Origin of the sequence: Kitasatospora sp. HPM-01-4 (assembly GCF_051374625.1) — a bacterium.
In the GTDB taxonomy this organism is placed as follows: Bacteria; Actinomycetota; Actinomycetes; order Streptomycetales; family Streptomycetaceae; genus Kitasatospora.
Window position 1 is genome coordinate 7,191,525 of record NZ_JBPQGP010000005.1, and the last position, 22,991, is coordinate 7,214,515.

Below are 22,991 nucleotides of genomic sequence, written 5' to 3' on the forward strand. Positions count from 1 at the left end.
ACTGGCGGGGTCAGGTCCGCCGTGCCCGAATCCGGGGAGATCCGTATCCGGAAGGCCCTCGCGGCTTCGAGCAGACCGGACCCGTGCGGCGAGCCGATTCCACCAACACGGGGGTTTGGTGGAATCGGCTCTCAACGTTGGGAAGGCGGGCCGGTGTTCAGGCCCGCACCGTCCGGCGGACCGTTCGTTCGCCGGAGGGCTGCTGCGGCCGCGGTGCGACACCGGGGCGGCCGGAGGGCTGCTGCGGCGGCCCGCCCGCGCTGACGGGCCGCTACGGCGGTGGCCGGTACCACCGACGCCCGTCAGCAGGACGGTGTGACGGAGGCGGCGCGGGAGAGCGGCCGTCGAGCCGTACCCGCGGGCTCGCGTCGCGGCGCCCGGAGCCGGGGCCGACCAAGGCTGTCGGGGCGCCGCAGGATGCTCAGAACAGGGTGGACAGCCCCGGTGTGACGGCCAGCAGGATGGCGGCGGCAGGTGCCGCGAGGGCGGCGACGGTCAGCCGTAGCCGGTGGTGGACGGGCAGCCGTGGCTCGCCGGCCAGCAGACGGTCCACCCGGCGTGGCGACTGGGCCAGTTGCCGGGGCGGACAGGACCCGAACACCCCGCGGCCGGAGTTGATCTCGGCCAGGGCCAGGGCCGTGGTCACCCGGCCGTGACGGCGGGCCGCGCGGTCGTCCGCCGCCAGTTCCACCAGCTCGCCGACCTGGTCGCGGAAGGCGCTGAAGACGCCCACTCCGGGGAATCCGGTGGCCAGTGCCCCGGCGCACTGCGCCAACCAGTGGTGCCTGGCCCGGACATGGCCGCGCTCATGGCTGAGCACGGCGGCCAGCTCGTGGTCGCTCAGCTGCCGGAGCGCGCCCGTGGTCACCACCAGCCGGGCGCCGGGGCCCGGCAGCGACCATGCCTCCGGTCGCGCGTTCTCCAGCACCACCAGCCGCTCCCGGCGGCTCCTGGCCCGGGGCTCGGCCAGTTCGGCCGGCAACTCCGGGGCACGGTGGCGTAGTTGGGCGTGCCGGTAGTCGCGCAGGGCGCGGGCCGAACGTACCTCACGGGTCAGTGAGACCGCCGTCCACAGCCCGCCGAGCGCCAGCAGCCCGGCGCACAGCCGTCCCCAGCCCTCCGCACCCGCCAGACCGTAGGCCGCCTCGACCTCACTCGGCGCCCCCGTGAAGAGCAGCGTACGAAGCTGGGGCAGTGCGGCCGAGGCGGCCAGCAGCAGCCCGAGCACGCAGCAGAGCAGGACGGCGATCACCAGGCACTGCCAGGTCAGCAGGGCCAGCACGGGTTCTCGCTCGGCCCAGCGGGCCCGGGCCAACCGCCCAGGAGCCACGGTGGCCAGCAGTGTTCCGAGCAGCAGCAGGCTGAGCAGGGCCGTCATGTCGAAGTGCTCCCCCAGGAACGCACGGGAGCGCGGCATCGCGCTGTCCCAAACCTATGCGCTGCCGAGCCCTCGGGGAACGCCCTCGCAGCGCAGGTGACCAACACCACTGAGCCCGGAGACCCGGACGTGCGGGTACCGGGGCGCCGACCGCGTCCGGGGCGCCCCGCCCGCGCTCGGCCCGCCCGCGCCGACTGTCAGTTCCGGCGGCAGAGTCCGGTGGCGAACCAGGGCGGCATCCGGGCCGCCGCCGTTCGGGGCGCCCCTCCCGTTCTCCGGTGCGAGCCGGGCGGCAGCGGCGTCGCAGGGCGGCTGCTCCGGCGTCACATGGACAGCAGCATCGCGAACATTCCGACGCCCATGGCCAGTCGACAGGCCCGGGACACCCCGTCGGCGGTATCCGGAGCACCCGCCGACACCACGGTCCCGCTCGGCAGGGTCAGCAGCCGGCTGCCGCCCCAGAGCGCGAAGCCGCCGAAGTAGAGCAGTAACGCTCCGGTCAGAAGCGGCAGTCCGGAAGGTGCGCCGTGGTGCGCATGCATGTGATCGTGCGCGGGCGCATCGCCCATGGCGAGCGTCATGTACGTCATAGCGAGTGCTCCGATCGCATGGTGCAGCCGGTGTACCCGTGAGGACGCGCCGCCGCGGCGGAGAATCGCGAACAGCTGGGCGGCGCCGAGCAGTGCGAACGGCCAGCCCCAGTAGGCACTCGGCCACAGGGCCATGCCGGCCATGCCCAGGCCCATCAACGCCTCGGTGAGGTCGGTCCGGTGGGCGAGCCGGGGGCCGGTCCCGTCGGGCGCTGCGCAGGAGGCGGCCGGGCTGCGCAGGCGGGCCAGGCAGTACGCGCTGGACGCGAGCGCCAGCGCGGCCAGCAGCCAGGTGACGAGGGCGGGTCCGTGCATCGGTGCACCTCTCGGCCGATCACGTGGGTCACCGTCCACGATCACCGATCAGCGGTGGGCGTAGCAGGGCGCGTGCGGGGGCGCACGGAGGTGTGGAGCGCCGGGGGAGTCGGGCAGCGCCTCAGGGGGCGCGAAGTTGCGCCAACGGCGCTGCACAGAGCACATCTGATTTTCCGTCAGAAAAAAACCCCGAAGGGCATGGGGAGCCGCGTGGGAGACCCACCATCGAGTCGTACGGCTCCCCGTGTCCTTCGGGGGGTCGCCCCGGACGGTCGGGAGAGTCAGGGGGTGAGGCGCCCGGCGGCGACGATGCGGCTGAGGAACCGGCGGGTGCGCTCCTGCTCCGGGGCGCCGAAGACCTGCTCGGGCGGGCCCTGTTCGAGGACGACCCCGGCGTCCAGGAAGCAGACCTGGTCGGCGACTTCGCGGGCGAAGCCCATCTCATGGGTGGAGAGCACCATGGTCATGCCCTGCTCCTTGAGGTCCCGGACCACCTCCAGCACCTCACCGACCAGTTCGGGGTCGAGTGCCGCCGTGATCTCGTCCAGGAGCAGCAGCCGGGGTCCGGTGGCCAGGGCCCGGACGATGGCGACGCGCTGCTGCTGCCCGCCGGAGAGCCGGTCCGGGTACTCCTTGGCCTTGGCCGCCAGGCCGAGGCGGTCCAGCAGTTCCCGCGCCCGGTCCTCCGCCTCGGCCTTCGGGACGCCGTGCACCCGGCGCGGGGCGAGGGTGATGTTGTCCAGCACGGTCATGTGCGGGAAGAGGTTGTACGCCTGGAAGACCACGCCGATCCGGCGCCGGACGGTGTCCTGGTCGGCGCGCGGGTCGGTGATCTCCTCGCCGTCGAGGAAGATCGCGCCGTCGTCGATGTCCTCCAGCAGGTTGGCACAGCGCATCAGGGTGGACTTGCCGGAGCCCGAGGCGCCGATCAGCGCGGTCACCGAGTGGGCGGGCACGGCGAGTTCGACGTCGCGCAGCACCAGGTGCTCGCCGAAGCTCTTGCGGACGGCCTCCAGCCGCAGCACGGGCTCGGTCATACGGTGCCTCCCTGGTGCTGGCGGCGGTTCATCCGGGCCGTCGTCCAGTCGGTGAACCGGGTCATCGGGATGGTCAGCACGATGAAGACCAGCGCCGAGACCAGGTAGGGCGTGTAGTTGAAGGTCTGCGCGGTGATGATCTTCGCGGCGTAGACCGCGTCGATCACACCGCCGATGGAGACCAGTCCGGTGTCCTTCTGCAGCGAGACCAGGTTGTTGAGCAGCGGCGGCACCACCCGCCGGACGGCCTGCGGGAGCACCACGTAGCGCATCGCCTGCGCGTTGCTGAGCCCCAGCGACCGGGCGGCGGCGCGCTGGCTGGGGTGCACCGACTGGATCCCGGCGCGGAACACCTCGGAGACGTAGGCGGAGTAGGTGAGCACCAGCGCCGCGCCACCGAGCAGCAGCGGATCGGTGGTGACCCCGGTCAGCCGCAGCGCGGGCACACCGGTGATCATGATGAGCAGGCAGATGATCATCGGCAGGCCGAGGAAGAAGTCCACGTACGCGGTGGCCAGCAGCCGTACCGGCAGGAAGACCGGCCCGCGCAGGGTGCGCAGCACCGCCAGCAGCAGGCCGAAGACCAGGATCAACGTCCCGCAGACCAGCATCAGTTCGAGGTTGACCCGCAGGCCCTTCAGTACCTCCGGCAGCGCCTGCCAGGCGTAGTGCGCGTTGAAGAAGGTATCCCGAGTGCGTTCCCAGCCAGGCGAGTTGACCACCAGCAGATAGAGCATCAGCGCGGTGGCGGCCGTGCTGAGCGCGGCTATCAGCGCCGAGCGCCTGGCCCGCTGCCGACGGTACGTCTCGCGGGCCAGCCGGCGGGCGGACGGGCGGTACGGCTCGGCCGCACCGCCCGTCCGCATCTCACCGCCGGCGTCCGTCTCGCCCTCCGCCGTACGGGTACTCACTTGAGCACCGGTGCCGAGACGGCGTCGGACAGCCACTGCTTCTCCAGCCGGGCGAGCGTGCCGTCGGACCGCAGCGCGTCGACCGCCTGGCTGACGCAGCCGGTCAGCGCGCTGCCCTTGTCCAGTACCAGGCCGAACTGCCCGGCACCGCTGCCGCCTTCCAGCTGCCCGACCACCTTGGCGTCCGTGATCTCGGCGCCGGTGATGTAGAAGGCGGTCGGCAGATCGACCACCAGGGCGTCGATCTGACCGTTCTTCAGCGCGGCCTTCGCCAGACCGTTGTCGTCGAAGACGGCCGGCTGGTCGCTGGGCTTGATCTGCTCGTTGACGGTGGCCAGGCTCGTGGAGCCGACCTGCGCGCCCAGCTTGGCGCCCTTGAGGTCGGCCAGGCTGCCGGCGGACGCGTACTTGGAGCCCTTCAGCGCCACCACCGCCTGCCGGACGTCGTAGTAGCCCGAGGAGAAGTCCACCGACTTCCTGCGGTCGTCGTTGATCGAGACCTGGTTGATGTCGAAGTCGAAGTCCTTGGCGCCGGGCGCGAAGGCCTTGTTGAACGGGCTGACCACCCAGCTGACCTTGTCCTTGGGGTAGCCGAGCCGGTCCGCGACGGCGTACGCCACGGCGGACTCGAAGCCGTTCCCGTTCTCCGGCCGGTCGTCGGAGAACCACGGGGCGTAGGCGGGCTTGTCGGTGCCTATGGTCAGGGTCCCCGCCTTCCTGGTGGCCAGCGCGCCCTTGGCGCACCCGGCCGAGGCCTGCGCGGAGGAGGTGGCGGCCGAGGAGGAGGCGTCGCCGGTCTTGGCGTCCTGCGGGGCGCAGGCGGTGAGCGCCGAGGCTGCGACGAGCAGTGCGGCGAACGGCGCCAGGCGGGCGACGCGCGGGCCGGTGGCAGGGGTCATGACTGGACTCCAGGAGAGGGCGGAGGAGTGAGATCGCGGAAGGGTTGCCTCCGGGACAGAGTGCCCACCACGCGCGCGGTGAATCCCAGTCTCCGGCAGGGGATGCCCCCTCACCGGAAGCCCCCGGTGGCGCCGCTGCAGGGCACGAGGCAAGGTCGGCGTACGGCACCGTCTCCGCGGTGCCTCCCGAACCGTCGTCACCAGCGACAGCTGCAGCAGTCGTATGTGCGGCAACAGGAGCACACCCGGAGCAGGTCGCGGTGGCGGTACGCCACAAGATCCGCCGGGAGCATGGCGGGAGATTCGCATCCCACCAGGACCTTTGTCCACAGCCATCCGCAAGGTGTCCGGATAGCGGACAGCCGGTGCCCTCGCATCCGTCCACCGAACGACCCCCCTTGAACAGGAGAACCTTTCGAATCTATGGTGGCCATGTCGAAATAACTCCTGTCGAAGTGAGTCTGAGATGCAGAATCTTTCGCCTAGGCTCGCTGTGGCGGCCGACCTTCCCGCAGCGACCTCGACCACCGGGCCCTGTGGCCACGCGGCACATCCCGCCTGGCTGCGACTCAAGAACGCCGTCGAGGCCCTGCGCCCCCTCCAGTCCAAGGACGGCTCCATCGACCTCGCCGCAGTCCAGCGGCAGACGGTCGACCCGCTGGTCGACACCGTGCTCAGCGCGATCGAGGAGCTCGCCCCGCTCTTCCCGCACGACGCCGAGTACCTCACCGCGGTCCAGGCGGACCTGCGCAAATGGGCCGACACCGGCTACCGCGAGCCCGACTTCCTGGACTCGCTGCTCGCCTTCCAGCCCGCCGCGCAGCGTGTCGACGGCCTCGAGCACCTCGTGGTCTTCCCGATGTACACCCAGAACGGCAACCCGAACCGCAACCTCGAAGCCGTCCTGCTCCAGGTGGTCTGGCCCGAGTGGCTCGCCGAGCTGGAGCGCACCCGCTTCGACAACCCGATGTTCGTGCCGATCACCTTCGCGGACTTCACCGCCGGGTACGACACCAACTCGGCCGTGCTCTTCCCCGAGACGGTCGCCGTCCGCAAGGCCCCCGAGCGCTTCACCTGGGGCGGCATCTTCTGCGACCGCGAGGCCGCCCGCTTCCGCGCCGTCTCCACCAGCGCCGTCGAGCTGCTCGGCCTGGAGATCCCGGCCGACGCCGAGGGACTGCTCGCCGACCAGGAGCGCGCCCAGCAGACCTTCGTGCTCTGGGACCTGGTCCACGACCGCACCCACAGCCACGGCGACCTGCCCTTCGACCCGTTCATGATCAAGCAGCGCAGCCCGTTCTGGATGTACGGGCTCGAAGAGCTCCGCTGCGACCTGACCGCGTTCAAGGAGGCCGTCCGCCTGGAGGCCGAGGGGTACCCGCAGGGCCGCGACGTCCAGTACGCGATCCTCTTCGACCGCCTCTTCCGCTTCCCGGTCAGCGGCGACCGCGTCCGCAACTACGACGGCATGGGCGGCCAGCTGCTCTTCGCCTACCTGCACAAGCACGACGCGCTGCGCTGGCGCGACAACCGCCTCAGCATGGACTGGGCCCGCGTCGCCGAGGTCACCAACCAGCTCTGCGGCGAGATCGAGGCCCTCTACCGCGACGGCATCGACCGGCCCAAGACCGCCCACTGGATCGCCGCCTACCAGCTGGTCTCCCGCTACCTCACCCCGCACCCGGCCTCCACCTGGGCCAAGGGCCCCGAGGCGCTGCCGCTGGACATCACCGACGGCAAGGCGCTCAACAAGGCACTGTGCGACGCCGTCCTGCCCGACGAGTTCCCGCTCAGCATGTTCTACGAGGCCCTCGCCAAGAAGATCGGCGGCGTCATCGCCGCCACCGCCGGCATCACCGGGGCCGGCATCCAGGGGGCCGCCGCGTGAGCGCCTCCCGTCTCGACGGCAAGGTCGTAGCCGTCGCAGGGGCCACCGGCCCGGCCGGTCGCGCCACGCTGCGCCGCCTCGCCGCCGACGGTGCCACGGTCGTCGCCGCCGGCAGCGACGCGCGCCGACTGGACGCGGCGGTCGACGCCGTCCGCGCCTCGGTCTCCGGCGCCCGGATCACCGGCCAGGTCATCGACCTGCTCGACCCGCAGGAGGTCCACGACTGGGCCGACCACCTGGAGGCCGAGCACGGCCACGTCGACGGCGTGTTCCACCTGGTCGGCGGCTGGCGGGGAAGCAAGACCTTCTTCGAAAGCCGGATAGACGACTGGGACTGGCTGCAGGACCGGGTCGTCCGCACCCTCCAGCACACCTCGCTGGCCTTCCAGCCCGCGCTGGTCCGCAGCGGCTCCGGCCGCTACGCGATGATCTCGGCCACCGCCGCCCACAAGCCGACCGCGGGCGGCGCCGCCTACGCCGCGGCCAAGGCCGCCAGCGAGGCCTGGACGCTCTCCATGGCGGACTCCTTCAAGAAGGAGACCACCTCGGCCGACGGTGTACCCACCGCGGCGGCTGCGATCCTGGTGATCAAGGCACTGGTCACTCCCGAGATGCGGGCCGAGAAGCCGGAGGCGAAGTTCGCCGGCTTCACCGACACCGCCGACCTTGCCGAAACCCTGGCGGGCCTGTGGGACCGCCCCGCAGCAGAACTGAATGGACAGCACCTGTGGCTGACAGCCCGATGAGCACCACCGCCGGCGCCTTCGCCGGCGCGACGGACGCGGTACGGCGGCACGACCCCGCCGTCCGCGGCTTCGCCAGCGACAACTACGCGGGGGTCCACCCCGAGGTCCTGGCCGCGATAGCCCTGGCCAACGAGGGCCACCAGATCGCGTACGGCGAGGACCAGTACACCGAGCACCTCCAGACGGTCTTCCGCAGGCACTTCGGCGACCGCGCCGAGGCGTACCCCGTCTTCAACGGCACCGGCGCCAACGTGGTCGCGCTGCAGGCCCTGCTCCCGCGCTGGGGCGCGGTCATCGCCGCCGGGACCGCTCACATCAACGTGGACGAGTGCGGTGCCCCCGAGAAGGTCGCGGGCATCAAGCTGCTCACCATCCCGACCCCGGACGGCAAGCTCACCCCCGAGCTGATCGACCAGCAGGCCTGGGGCTGGGGCGACGAGCACCGTGCCCAGCCGCTCGCCGTCTCCATCACCCAGAGCACCGAACTCGGCACCCGCTACACCGCCGAAGAGGTCAAGGCGATCTGTGACCACGCCCACGAGCGCGGCATGCTCGTCCACATGGACGGCTCGCGTCTCGCCAACGCCGCCGCCTCCCTGGACCTCCCGTTCCGCGCCTTCACCACGGACGCGGGCGTCGACGTCCTCTCCTTCGGCGGCACCAAGAACGGCCTGATGTTCGGCGAGGCCGTCGTCGTCCTCAACCCGGACCGGGTCCGCGACATCAAGTACCTGCGCAAGATGTCGATGCAGCTCGCCTCGAAGATGCGCTTCGTCTCGGTCCAGTTCGAGGCCCTGCTCACCGGGGACCTCTGGCTGCGCAACGCCGGCCACGCCAACGCCATGGCCAAGCGCCTGGAGGCCGCCGTCCGCAAGATCGACGGTGTGACGGTCGTCCGGCCGGTCCAGGCCAACGCGGTCTTCGCGGTGCTCCCCCGGGAGGTCAGCGAGCGTCTGCAGAAGCGCTACCGCTTCTACTTCTGGGACGAGCACACCGGTGAGGTGCGCTGGATGGCCGCTTTCGACACGACCGAGGCCGACATCGACGCCTTCGCGGCAGCGATCGCGGAGGAGATGAGCCGGGTCTGACCTTCGGGTCGGGCTCGCCGTCGCCCCTGTCCGGGACCCGTGGGGGGCTCCGGGCGGGGGCGATTTGCTTGTCGGGGGCCGTACCCGTAGAGTTCCGGAGTCGCACCGAGAGGGGCGAAGAAAAGCGAGTCCGATGAATGAAACTCCGGAAAACGGAGCGGAAAGCATCTGATAAGCTCGAAACACGAAAGAACGAAGCGCCCGGAGGGCCCGCTGGAAGGCGGCTCGAAGGAAGCGTCCGTTCCTTGAGAACTCAACAGCGTGCCAAAAGTCAACGCCAGATATGTTGACATCCCCGGCGAGACCATCCGGTCTTGTTGGAGATTCCTTTTGTAATACACAGCGAGGACGCAGTGCGCGGGATCACCTCATTCCGGTGGTTGCCGTGCCGCTCAACGCGAGTGTGAACCGGCTGCTTTTAATCGAGCAGGGCCGGGTAATCATTCACGGAGAGTTTGATCCTGGCTCAGGACGAACGCTGGCGGCGTGCTTAACACATGCAAGTCGAACGGTGAAGCCCTTCGGGGTGGATCAGTGGCGAACGGGTGAGTAACACGTGGGAAATCTGCCCTGCACTCTGGGACAAGCCTTGGAAACGAGGTCTAATACCGGATATGACCTTCCTCTGCATGGGGGTTGGTGGAAAGCTCCGGCGGTGCAGGATGATCCCGCGGCCTATCAGCTTGTTGGTGGGGTAATGGCCTACCAAGGCGACGACGGGTAGCCGGCCTGAGAGGGCGACCGGCCACACTGGGACTGAGACACGGCCCAGACTCCTACGGGAGGCAGCAGTGGGGAATATTGCACAATGGGCGAAAGCCTGATGCAGCGACGCCGCGTGAGGGATGACGGCCTTCGGGTTGTAAACCTCTTTCAGCAGGGAAGAAGCGAAAGTGACGGTACCTGCAGAAGAAGCACCGGCTAACTACGTGCCAGCAGCCGCGGTAATACGTAGGGTGCGAGCGTTGTCCGGAATTATTGGGCGTAAAGAGCTCGTAGGCGGCCTGTCGCGTCGGATGTGAAAGCCCGGGGCTTAACCCCGGGTCTGCATTCGATACGGGCAGGCTAGAGTGTGGTAGGGGAGATCGGAATTCCTGGTGTAGCGGTGAAATGCGCAGATATCAGGAGGAACACCGGTGGCGAAGGCGGATCTCTGGGCCATTACTGACGCTGAGGAGCGAAAGCGTGGGGAGCGAACAGGATTAGATACCCTGGTAGTCCACGCCGTAAACGTTGGGAACTAGGTGTTGGCGACATTCCACGTCGTCGGTGCCGCAGCTAACGCATTAAGTTCCCCGCCTGGGGAGTACGGCCGCAAGGCTAAAACTCAAAGGAATTGACGGGGGCCCGCACAAGCAGCGGAGCATGTGGCTTAATTCGACGCAACGCGAAGAACCTTACCAAGGCTTGACATACACCGGAAACTGGCAGAGATGTCAGCCCCCTTGTGGTCGGTGTACAGGTGGTGCATGGTTGTCGTCAGCTCGTGTCGTGAGATGTTGGGTTAAGTCCCGCAACGAGCGCAACCCTTGTTCTGTGTTGCCAGCATGCCTTTCGGGGTGATGGGGACTCACAGGAGACTGCCGGGGTCAACTCGGAGGAAGGTGGGGATGACGTCAAATCATCATGCCCCTTATGTCTTGGGCTGCACACGTGCTACAATGGTCGGTACAAAGGGCTGCGATGCCGTGAGGCGGAGCGAATCCCAAAAAGCCGGCCTCAGTTCGGATTGGGGTCTGCAACTCGACCCCATGAAGTTGGAGTTGCTAGTAATCGCAGATCAGCATGCTGCGGTGAATACGTTCCCGGGCCTTGTACACACCGCCCGTCACGTCACGAAAGTCGGTAACACCCGAAGCCGGTGGCCTAACCCGTAAGGGGAGGAGCCGTCGAAGGTGGGACCAGCGATTGGGACGAAGTCGTAACAAGGTAGCCGTACCGGAAGGTGCGGCTGGATCACCTCCTTTCTAAGGAGCACATAGCCAGATCTGAGCGAATGCCTCAGATTGGTTGCTCATGGGTGGAACGTTGACTATTCGGCACGGTTCGGAATCTTCCGCTAGTACTGCCTCTTGGGGCGTGGAACGTGGTGTGTGACTGGATTGTGTCGGGCACGTTGTTGGGTCCTGAGGGAACGGCTGTATGGCTGTTACCTCGAGGATGCCGGTCTCATGTGATGGAGCCCTGTGGGGTTTCGGAGTGTGGGTGACTGGTCGTTGTTTGAGAACTGCACAGTGGACGCGAGCATCTGTGGCCAAGTTTTTAAGGGCGCACGGTGGATGCCTTGGCACCAGGAACCGATGAAGGACGTGGGAGGCCGCGATAGTCCCCGGGGAGTCGTCAACCAGGCTTTGATCCGGGGGTTTCCGAATGGGGAAACCCGGCAGTCGTCATGGGCTGTCACCCGCTGCTGAACACATAGGCAGTGTGGAGGGAACGCGGGGAAGTGAAACATCTCAGTACCCGCAGGAAGAGAAAACAACCGTGATTCCGGGAGTAGTGGCGAGCGAAACCGGATGAGGCTAAACCTTGAGCGTGTGAGACCCGGCAGGGGTTGCGCTTGAGGGGTCGTGGGTTTTTTCTTGATCGGTCTGCCGGCCGGTCGGCGAGTCAGAAACCGTATGGGTAGTCGAAGGACATGCGAAAGGTCCGGCGTAGAGGGTAAGACCCCCGTAGACGAAATCTGTACGGCTCGCTTGAAGAATACCCAAGTAGCACGGGGCCCGAGAAATCCCGTGTGAATCTGGCGGGACCACCCGCTAAGCCTAAATATTCCCTGGTGACCGATAGCGGATAGTACCGTGAGGGAATGGTGAAAAGTACCGCGGGAGCGGAGTGAAATAGTACCTGAAACCGTGTGCCTACAAGCCGTGGGAGCGTCGTCACTTCGGTGGCCGTGACTGCGTGCCTTTTGAAGAATGAGCCTGCGAGTTTGCGGTGTGTAGCGAGGTTAACCCGTGTGGGGTAGCCGTAGCGAAAGCGAGTCCGAATAGGGCGTTTGAGTTGCATGCCCAAGACCCGAAGCGGAGTGATCTAGCCATGGGCAGGTTGAAGCGTGGGTAAGACCACGTGGAGGACCGAACCCACCAGGGTTGAAAACCTGGGGGATGACCTGTGGTTAGGGGTGAAAGGCCAATCAAACTCCGTGATAGCTGGTTCTCCCCGAAATGCATTTAGGTGCAGCGTCGCGTGTTTCTTGCCGGAGGTAGAGCACTGGATAGGCGATGGGCCTTACCGGGTTACTGACCTTAGCCAAACTCCGAATGCCGGTAAGTGAGAGCGCGGCAGTGAGACTGTGGGGGATAAGCTCCATGGTCGAGAGGGAAACAGCCCAGAACACCGACTAAGGTCCCTAAGCGTGTGCTAAGTGGGAAAGGATGTGGAGTCGCAGAGACAACCAGGAGGTTGGCTTAGAAGCAGCCACCCTTGAAAGAGTGCGTAATAGCTCACTGGTCAAGTGATTCCGCGCCGACAATGTAGCGGGGCTCAAGCACATCACCGAAGTCGTGTCATTGCAGCAATACTCCTAACGGGGGCTGTGATGGGTAGGGGAGCGTCGTGTGCCGGGTGAAGCGGCCGAGGAATCGAGTCGTGGACGGTATACGAGTGAGAATGCAGGCATGAGTAGCGATACAAGAGTGGGAAACTCTTGCGCCGATTGACCAAGGGTTCCTGGGTCAAGCTGATCTGCCCAGGGTAAGTCGGGACCTAAGGCGAGGCCGACAGGCGTAGTCGATGGACAACGGGTTGATATTCCCGTACCCGCTTTGAAGCGCCAACGCTGAACCCTCTGATGCTAAGCCCGTGAAGCCGTCCCGGAGTCTTCGGACAAAGGGAAGTGGTGGAGCCGGTGACCCGAGGTGGTAGTAGGTGAGCGATGGGGTGACGCAGGAAGGTAGTCCAGCCCGGGCGGTGGTTGTCCCGGGGTAAGGGTGTAGGACGTAGGGTAGGCAAATCCGCCCTGCAATAGTCTGAGACCTGATGCCGAGCCGATTGTGGTGAAGTGGATGATCCTATGCTGTCGAGAAAAGCCTCTAGCGAGTTTCATGGCGGCCCGTACCCCAAACCGACTCAGGTGGTCAGGTAGAGAATACCGAGGCGTTCGGGTGAACTATGGTTAAGGAACTCGGCAAAATGCCCCCGTAACTTCGGGAGAAGGGGGGCCATTCCTGGTGATGAGTCTTGCACTCTGAGCTGGGGGTGGCCGCAGAGACCAGCGAGAAGCGACTGTTTACTAAAAACACAGGTCCGTGCGAAGCCGTAAGGCGATGTATACGGACTGACGCCTGCCCGGTGCTGGAACGTTAAGGGGACCGGTTAGTCCGATTTCGGTCGGGCGAAGCTGAGAACTTAAGCGCCAGTAAACGGCGGTGGTAACTATAACCATCCTAAGGTAGCGAAATTCCTTGTCGGGTAAGTTCCGACCTGCACGAATGGCGTAACGACTTCTCGACTGTCTCAACCATAGGCCCGGTGAAATTGCATTACGAGTAAAGATGCTCGTTTCGCGCAGCAGGACGGAAAGACCCCGGGACCTTTACTATAGCTTGATATTGGTGTTCGGTTCGGCTTGTGTAGGATAGGTGGGAGACTTTGAAGCTGTGACGCCAGTCATGGTGGAGTCGCCGTTGAAATACCACTCTGGTCGTGCTGGATGTCTAACCTGGGTCCGTGATCCGGATCAGGGACAGTGTCTGGTGGGTAGTTTAACTGGGGCGGTTGCCTCCTAAAGGGTAACGGAGGCGCCCAAAGGTTCCCTCAGCCTGGTTGGCAATCAGGTGTTGAGTGTAAGTGCACAAGGGAGCTTGACTGTGAGACTGACGGGTCGAGCAGGTACGAAAGTAGGGACTAGTGATCCGGCGGTGGCTTGTGGAAGCGCCGTCGCTCAACGGATAAAAGGTACCCCGGGGATAACAGGCTGATCTTCCCCAAGAGTCCATATCGACGGGATGGTTTGGCACCTCGATGTCGGCTCGTCGCATCCTGGGGCTGGAGTAGGTCCCAAGGGTTGGGCTGTTCGCCCATTAAAGCGGTACGCGAGCTGGGTTTAGAACGTCGTGAGACAGTTCGGTCCCTATCCGCTGTGCGCGTAGGAGTGTTGAGAAGGGCTGTCCCTAGTACGAGAGGACCGGGACGGACGAACCTCTGGTGTGCCAGTTGTTCTGCCAAGGGCATGGCTGGTTGGCTACGTTCGGGAGGGATAACCGCTGAAAGCATCTAAGCGGGAAGCCTGCTTCGAGATGAGCACTCCCACCTCCTTGAGAGGGTAAGGCTCCCAGTAGACGACTGGGTTGATAGGCCGGATATGGAAGCCTCGTGAGGGGTGGAGTTGACCGGTACTAATAGGCCGAGGGCTTGTCCTCAGTTGCTCGCGTCCACTGTGTTGTTCTGAAACAACGACCCCGACCCTGTGTGGGTTGGTGCGGTTGATAGTTTCATAGTGTTTCGGTGGTCATAGCGTGAGGGAAACGCCCGGTTACATTCCGAACCCGGAAGCTAAGCCTTACAGCGCCGATGGTACTGCAGGGGGGACCCTGTGGGAGAGTAGGACGCCGCCGAACAATTTTTCTGAGAAGCCCTTCCCGGGATCCCCGGGGAGGGCTTCTCGCATTTCCGGGTACGACCGACGCGGGAAAGCCCGGGAGGTGCGGTACGGGTCGGCGCGGCAAGCGGGAAGCCGAGCCGGAGCGGCAAAGGGGGCCGAGACTCACCGTGGAAGGAGTCTCGGCCCCGCAGAGGGTTCCGACAGGATGCGACCCGGATGGATCGGACGGGCGGTCAGCGCTGGGCGCGCTGCTCGGCCTTGGCGGCGGCCTTGGCCTCGTCCTCGGCCTCGGCGGCCTCCAGGGTGGGGGCGGTGCCGCCGAGGTGGGCGGGGAGCCACCAGGTGTCGTGGGGGCCGGCGGGCTTGCCGGGGTACTCGCGCTGGGCGCGGTCGAGCATCTCGGACATGACGGACCGCAGACGGCGGGTGACCATGACCGGCCTGTCCTCGGGGGTGAGCTTGATGGGCTCGCCGATCATGATGGTGATCGGGACGTGACGCTTCGTCAGGGTCTTCGGACGGCCCTTCGTCCACAGCTGCTGGGTGCCCCAGAGCACGACCGGGAGCAGCGGGGTGTCGGAGTCGGCGGCCATCCGGGCGGCGCCGGTCTTGAACTTCTTCAGCATGAAGGAGCGGCTGATGGTGGCCTCGGGGAAGACTCCGACGACCTCGCCTTCCTTCAGGGCCTTGACCGCCGCCTCGTACGCGGGCTGGCCGTCGGTGCGGTCCACGGGGATGTGCTTCATGCCCCGCATCAGCGGACCGGAGATGCGGTGGCGGAAGACGTCGTCCTTGGCCATGAAGCGGGTCTTGCGTGCGCCGCCCCGGTAGGCACCCATGCCGGCGAAGAGGAAGTCCAGGTAGCTGATGTGATTGCTCACCAGGACCGCCCCGCCCTTGTCGGGGATGTGTTCGGCGCCTTCGATTCTGATCCGCAGGTCGAGTGCCCGGAAGACGGTGAGTGCCGTTTGGATCACCGGCGGGTACACGAACTCTGCCATGGTCAGCCCTACTTCCCGCGGGCCTTCCGCCCGGTCTGGTGGTACCCGGGGCGTGGGTGGTGGCCGACGGAAAGGGCGGCACGCCGCGTCGGCCACGGGTGATACACGGAGATAATCCCCCGAAGGGGTGCCCTCTGTCATCTGAGGGCGTACAGAGGTGACGAATGCCGCACTCGGGGCGGGCCGGACTGTGGGCCGCAGCGGCGCAGGGTGGTACCGAGGGCGGATCGGCCGTGCGGTGGGAGCGGGGTGTCTCGGCTGTGGAAAGGGGTGTGGCGGTCCACAGCACCTTCTGGGCGCGAGTATCCCGGCGTACGGCACGCCGAGCGCCCGTCGGCGCGGGCCTGGCCGTGGGGTTCCTGCCGGGGCCACCAGGGCGGGCGGGAACGGTGGTGGCGCACACTGGGGCGATGACCGGCTTGGTGATGTGCGGTGCGGTGCTCGCGTCGGCGAGTGCGTTCGGGCGCTGCGGGCCGGACGTGACGGGAGGCTGAGGGTGTTGCAGGGGCGGACGAAGGACGCGGTGGTCCGGCTGTCGGCGGGCGAGCTGGGCCAGGAGCTGGGGGTGCGGGCGACTCTGGTGCAGTTCTCGACGGCGTTCTGTCAACCCTGCCGGGCGACCCGGCGGGTGCTGGCGGAGGTCGCGGGGATGGTGGCCGGGGTGGCGCACGTGGAGATCGATGCCGAGGAGCGTCTGGAACTGGTGCGCCGGCTGGAGATCCTGGGTACGCCGACCGTTCTGGTGCTGGACGCGGACGGTCTGCTGGTGCGCAGGGCCTCCGGCCAGCCGCGCCGGGTGGATGTGATCGCGGCGCTGGGCGAGGCGATCTGAGCGGCCTCCGGAAGTCCCATGGGTCGATCGGCGCCGCCGCCGGGCCCGGCGAGAGGTGCTGCGCGTGCCGGCCGGGGCTCTGAGGTCGGCGCCAGGCGGTACCGGAGCACCCCTGTGCACCATTCGTCCGGTTCTGACGGGCGGCACCCGGGACCCCGCGCACCGCTTGTCCGAGGCGCGGGCGGAGGGCTCCGGGAAGCCCGCGCGCGCAGACCGTCCGGCCAGGTGAATCTTGTCAAGACCGTTCAATCTCACAGTGGATCTGCTGCGCAGTCAGGTGGAGTGGGGCCCGGCCTGGGGCAGGATGGGCGCAGACGGCAGTGCAGCCGTCCCGCACCTCTTCCGGCCAGCGCGCCAGGAGGGTGCGGGACGCTCGGCCGGTGTCCGGCAGCGCTAAGCTACTGGCCAGTAGTGACGGCTAAGCTACTGGCGAGTATGCTGCCAGGAAGTTCCGGACGGGCACAGCTTTACCGCTGCCCGGAGTGGGCACTGGAGTGTGTCTGCAGCCCACTTGCACAGCCGCAGCCGCCGGACGAGACCAGTACAGGAGACAGGCCGTGAGCTTGAGGATCGTTGTCTGTGTGAAGTACGTGCCCGACGCGACCGGTGACCGTCGCTTCGCGGACGACACCACCACCGACCGGGAGGCCGTGGACGGCCTTCTTTCGGAGCTGGACGAGTACGGGGTGGAGCAGGCGCTCAAGATCGCCGAAGCTCACGGTGACGCAGAGGTGACCGTCCTGACCGTCGGCCCGGACGACGCCAAGGACGCGCTGCGCAAGGCCCTCTCGATGGGCGCCGACAAGGCCGTCCACGTCAACGACGAGGACATCCACGGCACCGACGTGATCGGTACCTCGGCGATCGTCGCCAAGGCGCTGGAGAAGACCGGGTACGACCTGGTCGTCTGCGGTATGGCGTCCACCGACGGTTCCATGGGTGTTCTGCCGGCCCTGCTGGCCGAGCGCCTGGGCCTGCCGCAGGTCACCCTGCTCTCCGAGGTCTCGCTGGAAGGCAACACCGTCAAGGGCCGCCGCGACGGCGACGCCGCCACCGAGCAGCTCGAGGCCGAGCTGCCCGCGGTGATCTCGGTGACCGACCAGTCGGGCGAGGCGCGCTACCCGTCCTTCAAGGGCATCATGGCCGCCAAGAAGAAGCCGGTCCAGGAGTACGACCTGGACGACCTGGGCATCGACGCGGACGAGGTCGGCCTGGCCGGCGCCTGGACGGCCGTGGAGACCATCACGGCCCGCCCGGCCCGCAGTGCCGGCACCGTGGTCAAGGACGAGGGCGAGGGCGGCAAGCAGCTCGCCGCCTTCCTCGCCGAGCAGAAGTTCATCTGATCCATCTGACCCATTGACGTGGTGACTGTCCACACTGAGAGTGGCGGGCAGTTCGGAGATACAGGAGACATTGAGCGATGGGTGAGATTCTCGTCCTCGTCGACCACGCCGACGGTGTGGTCCGCAAGCCGGCCCTGGAGCTGCTGACCCTGGCCCGCCGCATCGGCGAGCCGTCGGCGGTCGTTCTGGGTGCTGGTTCCGCCGCCGCCGACATCGCCGCCAAGGCGGGCGAGTTCGGCGCGGCCAAGGTGTACGTCGCCGACGGCGCCGAGTTCGCCGACCAGCTGGTCGTCCCCAAGGTGGACGCGCTGACCCAGATCGCCAAGGCCGCCGGTGCGGCCGCGGTGCTGGTCACCTCCTCCGGTGAGGGCAAGGAGATCGCGGCCCGCGTGGCGCTGCGTCTGGAGTCGGGCATCATCACCGACGCCGTCGACCTGGAGGCCGGCGACGGCGGTCCGGTCGCGACCCAGTCGGTGTTCGCCGCCTCGTTCCAGGTGAAGTCCAAGGTGTCGCACGGCACCCCGGTCATCACCGTCAAGCCGAACGCCGTCGCCCCCGAGGCCGCCCCGGCCGCCGGCGCCGTCGAGAACGTCACCGTCGAGTTCACCGGCAAGGCCGCCAAGGTCGTCTCCCGCACCCCGCGGGTCTCCTCGGGCCGCCCGGAGCTGACCGAGGCCGCGATCGTGGTCTCCGGTGGCCGCGGTGTCGGTGCCGCCGAGGGCTTCGGCGTGGTGGAGGAGCTGGCCGACTCGCTCGGTGCCGCCGTCGGTGCCTCGCGTGCCGCCGTCGACGCCGGCTGGTACCCGCACAGCAACCAGGTCGGCCAGACCGGCAAGCAGGTCTCGCCGCAGCTGTACATCGCGGCGGGCATCTCCGGCGCGATCCAGCACCGCGCGGGCATGCAGACCTCGAAGACCATCATCGCGGTCAACAAGGACGAGGACGCGCCGATCTTCGAGCTGGTGGACTACGGCGTGGTCGGCGACCTGTTCACCGTGCTGCCGCAGCTCACCGCCGAGGTGAAGGCCCGCAAGGGCTGACGGTTCGCCAGGTCGTACCGCGGACTCCGTACGACAGCCGAAGGGCGTGGCCACCCGGGACCCCGGGGGCCGCGCCCTTCGGCGTCGCGGGGCTCCCCGATCATGCTGATCCGGGGCGGCGTAGAGTCCGGGGCATGGGACTGCTGACGGCACTTGAGGGCGGCTACGGCGACGCCGCCGACGCGCTGCGGATCGACGGGTACCGGATGTCGCGCGAGCGGTTGCTGGCCGCCGCGACGGCGGTGGCCGACCGGATAGCCGGCGCGCCGGCGCTGGCGGTGCTCGCCCGGCCGACCGCGGAGACGGTCACCGCCGTGGTGGGCGGGCTGCTGGCGGGCGTGCCCGTGGTGCCACTGCCGCCCGACTCCGGCCCCAAGGAGCGGGACCACATCCTGCGGGACTCGGGCGCGACCCTGCTGGCCGTCCGGCCGGGGGAGGAGCTGCCGGAGGAAGGGGCGGGGGCCGGGATCGAGGTGCTGCCGGTCGAGCTGACGGCGCGGGCCGCGTGGTCGCAGCGCGCAGGCGGCGCCGGGAGCGCGTACCCGGAACCCGCGCCGGAGCGTACGGCCTTTGTGCTGTACACCTCGGGTACCACCGGCGCGCCCAAGGGGGCGCTGATCCCGCGGTCCGCCGTCGCCGCCGACCTGGACGCGCTGGCCGAGGCCTGGCAGTGGACCGCCGAGGACACCCTGGTGCACGGCCTGCCGCTGTTCCATGTGCACGGGCTGGTCCTCGGGGTGCTCGGCGCGCTGCGGACCGGCAGCAAGCTGGTGCACACCGGACGCCCCACGCCAGGGGCGTACGCCCAAGCGCACGGCAGCCTGTACTTCGGGGTGCCGACGGTCTGGGGCCGGGTCGCCGCCGACGAGTCCGCCGCGCGGGCGCTGAGCACGGCCCGGCTGCTGGTCTCGGGCAGCGCGCCGCTGCCGGTGCCGGTCTTCGAACGGCTCGCGGCCCTCACCGGCCAGGCCCCGATCGAGCGCTACGGGATGACCGAGACCCTGATCACCGTCAGCACCAGGGCCGACGGCGAACGGCGGCCGGGCAGCGTCGGGCTGCCGGTCGAGGGGGTGCGCACCCGGCTGGTCGGGGAGGACGGCTCGCCCGTCCCGTCCGACGGCGAGACGGTCGGCGAGCTGCAGTTGTCCGGACCGACGCTGTTCACCGGCTACCTCAACCGGCCCGAGGCCAGCGCCGAGGCATGGACGGAGGACGGCTGGTTCCGTACCGGGGACGTCGCGGTGATCGGTCCCGACGGCTTCCACCGGATCGTCGGGCGCGCCTCGGTCGACCTGATCAAGAGCGGTGGATATCGGATCGGCGCGGGTGAGGTGGAGGCGGCCCTGCGGGACCACCCGGCCGTCGCGGACGCGGCGGTGGTCGGCGCACCCGACGAGGACCTCGGCCAGGCGGTCGTCGCCTTCGTGATCGCCGACGGCGCGGTGACCGGTGACCAGCTGACCGCCTTCGTCGCCGAGCGGCTGTCGGTGCACAAGCGGCCCCGGAGGGTGGTGCTGGTGGAGGAGCTGCCGCGCAACGCGATGGGGAAGGTGCTGAAGAAGCAGCTGCTCGAACGGGTCTGAGGTCCGCCGCGCACTCGGCGGCGGCACCGGCACAGGGATGTGGGGAACCGCGCGGACGGCCGTGCGCCGGTGCGGTTCCCCGAGCCCCGGGTGGTGCCCGCACGCCGTGTGGCCGCCCGCCGGGGCGGGGAACCGGCGGACATGTGCCGAGCGGCCGGGAAGCGACGGTGCGGTAGGGGGCCAGGTATGGCCGGGGCCCCGGCGCGGGTACCACCACGATTGGCGCGAGGCCGGGATCGAACGGACCGCGCCGCCCGGTGCGTACGGCATCGGGCAGCGCCGAAGGCAGGGGACGCTGTGATCGTCTGGGTCAATGGCACATTCGGGGCGGGCAAGACGAGCGCCTGCCGCGAGCTGGTGGAGTTGCTGCCCGGGAGCGTGCTGTACGACCCGGAACTGGTCGGGTCCGGGCTCCGGCGGATGCTGCCCGCGGACCGGATGGCCACGGTCGCCGACTACCAGGACCTGCCCTCCTGGCGGCGCCTGGTGCCCGAGGTCGCGGCGGCGCTGCTGAGCGAGGTCGAGGGGCCGCTGGTGGTGCCGATGACCCTGCTCAGGGAGGACTACCGGGACGAGATATTCGGTGCGCTCGCCGCCCGTGGACTGGCTGTGCACCACTTCGTTCTGGATCCTGCGGAAACGATCCTGCAAAGGCGGATCGACGGACGGGAGGAGTGCCCCGGGGACCCCGAGGCCAGCGCCCGGGTCCGCACCTGGTGCCGGGAGCACCTGCCGCAGTACCGGGCCGCCAGACGGTGGCTCAGCCGCGACGCCCGGCTGATCGACACGGGCGGGCTGACGCCGCGCCAGACCGCGGAGCTGCTGGCCGAGCTGGTCAAGGACGGCGTCGCGCGCTGCCCCATCGTGCAGACCGTCGACACCACCGGGGACACCGTGGCCGCCGCGGTCCTGCTCTTCGACGAACAGGACCGGGTGCTGCTGGTCGACCCCGTCTACAAACCCTCATGGGAGTTCCCGGGCGGGGTGGTCGAACGCGGGGAGGCACCCACGGACGCCGCGCTGCGCGAGACCGCCGAGGAGCTGGGGCTGCGCCTGGAAGCGCCCGCGCTGCGCCTGCTCGCCGTCGACTGGGAACCGCGCACCGGTCCGCGCCGGGGCGGACTGCGCCTGGTCTACGACGGCGGACGCCTGGACGCGGCGGCGTGCGCGTCGCTGCGCCTGCCGCCGGAGGAGCTCCGCGGCTGGCGTTTCGTCACCCTGGACGAGGCCGCCGCCTTACTGCCGCCGGGGCGCCTGCGCAGGCTGGCGGCCGCGCTCGACGCGCGCGAGCGGGGCGAGCTCCGCTATCTGGAGGCGGGGCGCCCGGCCGCGCCGGGGCGCTGGCCGGCCGAGGTCGCCCCGCACCGGCACTGAGCGGGAACGCCTCTAACACCCCTGCCACCAGCCCGGGTTGACGCGCCCGTGGCCGATGGCGAGCCCGGCCGAGCCGCCTGCCTCGAACGGTTCTCCGGCACGGCGCGGGTACGGCCGGCGGATGCCGGAAGCGCCCGGAGACCACGCTGTCCGAGCGCGGATGCGGCTCGGGGCCGGACCGGCGCGCCCGAGGAGGACGCCCCCGTGCGCCGCTTCGGCCCGCCGCGCCCGGTCCACTGACGCACCGGCGGGCGCTCGCCCCGCCCCGAACGCCCCCCTCTCGCCGACGGCGTCATGTCGAGCCGGTGGCGTTATGTCGAGCCGGTGGCGCGGCGCCCGCCCCACCGGCCGCAGCCGGCGCCCGGAGCCCCGAGTGCGCCTTCGCCCTACCGGAACGCGGCCGGGCGCCGCGCACGGCTCGCGGCCGCCGTCCTGCCGCCCCGGCGCGGCCGCTGCCGGGGCGCCCTCGCCGGCGGCCCACGCGTGGCGCTGGTGCGCGGCAACGGCTGAGCCCCGCGCGGGCCGGGCGGAGCCGTGCACCCCGGGCGGAGCCGCGCACCCCGGGACCTCGCGTGCGGACCACCGGGTGCCGATGATGGGTGTGTGCCGTTCACGTTGAGCCATCCCGCCGCCGTGCTGCCGCTGCTGAGCGGCGGACGGGCGCGCGGGCCGCTGGTGGCGGTGGGGCTGGTGACCGGGGCGCTGGCGCCGGATGTGCCGTTCTACGCGGAGTCGGTGCTGCGCGGGACGTACGGAATCGGGGCCCACACGCACCGGTGGTGGGCGGTGCCGACGCTCGACGTGGCCATCGCGGGCGCTCTGGCGGCCGGCTGGCAGTGGCTGCTTCGGGAGCCGGTCCCGGCGTTGCTCCCCGTCTCGTGGGCGGCGGCCGCGGCGGTCACCGCCGACGGCGGGCGCCCGGCGGCCGGCTGGTTCGCGGTGTCGGCCGCGATCGGCGCGGCGACGCACGTCGGGTGGGACGAGTTCACGCACCGGGGCCGGGCGGGAGTGCGGGCGTTCCCGGTGCTGTCCCGGCGGCTCGCCGGGGTTCCGCTCTACCGGCTGCTGCAGTACGGCGGCTCGGTCGTCGGGCTCGCCGAGGTCATCCGGTACGCGGCCGCCCTGCCGCCGACCGGGCAAGGGCCGCTGCCGGTTCTGCCAACCGCCGTACGGCGGGCCGGAGTTGCCGTGCTCTGTCTGAGTGCCGCCGCCGGGGCGGCTCACCGGTTGCTGCGGCGCCACGGGGATTCCCGGCTCGACGAGTGCTGCTTCGGCGCCGGTGCCGGACTCGCGCTCGGCGCGGTCGGCTACGCGCTGGCGGTACGGCTGCTGACCGCGCGCCGCGAGGACGGCGCCGGCTGACGCGCGCACGGCGTACGCGACGGAGCGGGCCGGTGCGGGTCGGCGGGCGGACGGCGCTC

General features: G+C 68.9%; 14 protein-coding genes, 3 rRNA genes and 1 pseudogene. 12 read left to right on the top strand and 6 right to left on the bottom strand.

The features are described from left to right. Positions 1-421: 421 nt before the first annotated feature. The 5 genes from ACSMTC_RS31425 to ACSMTC_RS31445 form a co-directional block, all read right to left on the bottom strand. Complete coding sequence (locus ACSMTC_RS31425) at positions 422-1,417, bottom strand: M56 family metallopeptidase (protein WP_436563116.1); 996 nt, start codon at positions 1,415-1,417, stop codon at positions 422-424. Between the two features lie 284 nt (positions 1,418-1,701). Further along, complete coding sequence (locus tag ACSMTC_RS31430; RefSeq protein WP_436563117.1) at positions 1,702-2,283, bottom strand: DUF5134 domain-containing protein; 582 nt, start codon at positions 2,281-2,283, stop codon at positions 1,702-1,704. Between the two features lie 281 nt (positions 2,284-2,564). Beyond that, on the bottom strand, positions 2,565-3,320 hold the full coding sequence (locus ACSMTC_RS31435; RefSeq protein ID WP_436563118.1) for an amino acid ABC transporter ATP-binding protein: 756 nt from the start codon (positions 3,318-3,320) through the stop codon (positions 2,565-2,567). Beyond that, complete coding sequence (locus tag ACSMTC_RS31440) at positions 3,317-4,186, bottom strand: amino acid ABC transporter permease (protein WP_436564868.1); 870 nt, start codon at positions 4,184-4,186, stop codon at positions 3,317-3,319. The genes ACSMTC_RS31435 and ACSMTC_RS31440 overlap by 4 nt, the downstream gene beginning before the upstream one ends. Positions 4,187-4,227: 41 nt before the next feature. Then, positions 4,228-5,130 (bottom strand): ABC transporter substrate-binding protein, encoded by a 903-nt coding sequence (locus ACSMTC_RS31445; RefSeq protein WP_436563119.1) that lies wholly within the window; start codon positions 5,128-5,130, stop codon positions 4,228-4,230. 466 nt (positions 5,131-5,596) lie between these two features. On the opposite strand from ACSMTC_RS31445, the gene ACSMTC_RS31450 reads away from it, so the two are divergent. From ACSMTC_RS31450 to rrf, 6 genes are all read left to right on the top strand, one after another. Beyond that, the gene (locus ACSMTC_RS31450; protein ID WP_436563120.1) at positions 5,597-7,018 is read left to right on the top strand and encodes a DUF6421 family protein; all 1,422 of its coding nucleotides are present in this window, start codon (positions 5,597-5,599) and stop codon (positions 7,016-7,018) included. Further along, the gene (locus ACSMTC_RS31455; RefSeq protein ID WP_436563121.1) at positions 7,015-7,764 is read left to right on the top strand and encodes an SDR family NAD(P)-dependent oxidoreductase; all 750 of its coding nucleotides are present in this window, start codon (positions 7,015-7,017) and stop codon (positions 7,762-7,764) included. The genes ACSMTC_RS31450 and ACSMTC_RS31455 overlap by 4 nt, the downstream gene beginning before the upstream one ends. Beyond that, a complete protein-coding gene (locus ACSMTC_RS31460) occupies positions 7,761-8,852 on the top strand; it encodes a threonine aldolase family protein (RefSeq protein ID WP_436564869.1) in 1,092 nt (363 codons plus the stop codon). The genes ACSMTC_RS31455 and ACSMTC_RS31460 overlap by 4 nt, the downstream gene beginning before the upstream one ends. Positions 8,853-9,295: 443 nt before the next feature. Further along, a 16S ribosomal RNA gene (locus ACSMTC_RS31465) occupies positions 9,296-10,819 on the top strand. Between the two features lie 285 nt (positions 10,820-11,104). Beyond that, positions 11,105-14,215: ribosomal RNA gene (locus tag ACSMTC_RS31470) — 23S ribosomal RNA — on the top strand. A gap of 81 nt (positions 14,216-14,296) precedes the next feature. Further along, positions 14,297-14,413, top strand: a 5S ribosomal RNA gene (rrf, locus tag ACSMTC_RS31475). The 16S, 23S and 5S rRNA genes sit together here, the layout of an rRNA operon. A 217-nt stretch (positions 14,414-14,630) precedes the next feature. Here rrf and ACSMTC_RS31480 read toward each other — a convergent pair. Continuing rightward, on the bottom strand, positions 14,631-15,539 hold the full coding sequence (locus tag ACSMTC_RS31480; RefSeq protein WP_436563122.1) for a lysophospholipid acyltransferase family protein: 909 nt from the start codon (positions 15,537-15,539) through the stop codon (positions 14,631-14,633). A 269-nt stretch (positions 15,540-15,808) separates the two neighbouring features. Here ACSMTC_RS31480 and ACSMTC_RS31485 point away from each other — a divergent pair. The 6 genes and pseudogenes from ACSMTC_RS31485 to ACSMTC_RS31510 all read left to right on the top strand — a co-directional run bounded on the left by ACSMTC_RS31485 (position 15,809) and on the right by ACSMTC_RS31510 (position 22,932). Beyond that, a pseudogene (locus tag ACSMTC_RS31485) lies at positions 15,809-16,230 on the top strand (TlpA family protein disulfide reductase). 557 nt (positions 16,231-16,787) lie between these two features. After that, positions 16,788-17,573 (top strand): electron transfer flavoprotein subunit beta/FixA family protein, encoded by a 786-nt coding sequence (locus ACSMTC_RS31490; protein ID WP_436563123.1) that lies wholly within the window; start codon positions 16,788-16,790, stop codon positions 17,571-17,573. Positions 17,574-17,650: 77 nt separating this feature from the next. Beyond that, complete coding sequence (locus ACSMTC_RS31495; RefSeq protein ID WP_436563124.1) at positions 17,651-18,613, top strand: electron transfer flavoprotein subunit alpha/FixB family protein; 963 nt, start codon at positions 17,651-17,653, stop codon at positions 18,611-18,613. A 134-nt stretch (positions 18,614-18,747) separates the two neighbouring features. Next, positions 18,748-20,196, top strand: a complete 1,449-nt coding sequence (locus ACSMTC_RS31500) for an acyl-CoA synthetase (protein ID WP_436563125.1) — start codon at positions 18,748-18,750, stop codon at positions 20,194-20,196. A 297-nt stretch (positions 20,197-20,493) separates the two neighbouring features. Next, positions 20,494-21,570, top strand: coding sequence for an NUDIX hydrolase (locus tag ACSMTC_RS31505; protein ID WP_436563126.1), 1,077 nt, complete (start codon positions 20,494-20,496; stop codon positions 21,568-21,570). Positions 21,571-22,173: 603 nt separating this feature from the next. Next, positions 22,174-22,932 (top strand): DUF4184 family protein, encoded by a 759-nt coding sequence (locus tag ACSMTC_RS31510; protein ID WP_436563127.1) that lies wholly within the window; start codon positions 22,174-22,176, stop codon positions 22,930-22,932. The last annotated feature ends 59 nt before the right edge of the window (positions 22,933-22,991 follow it).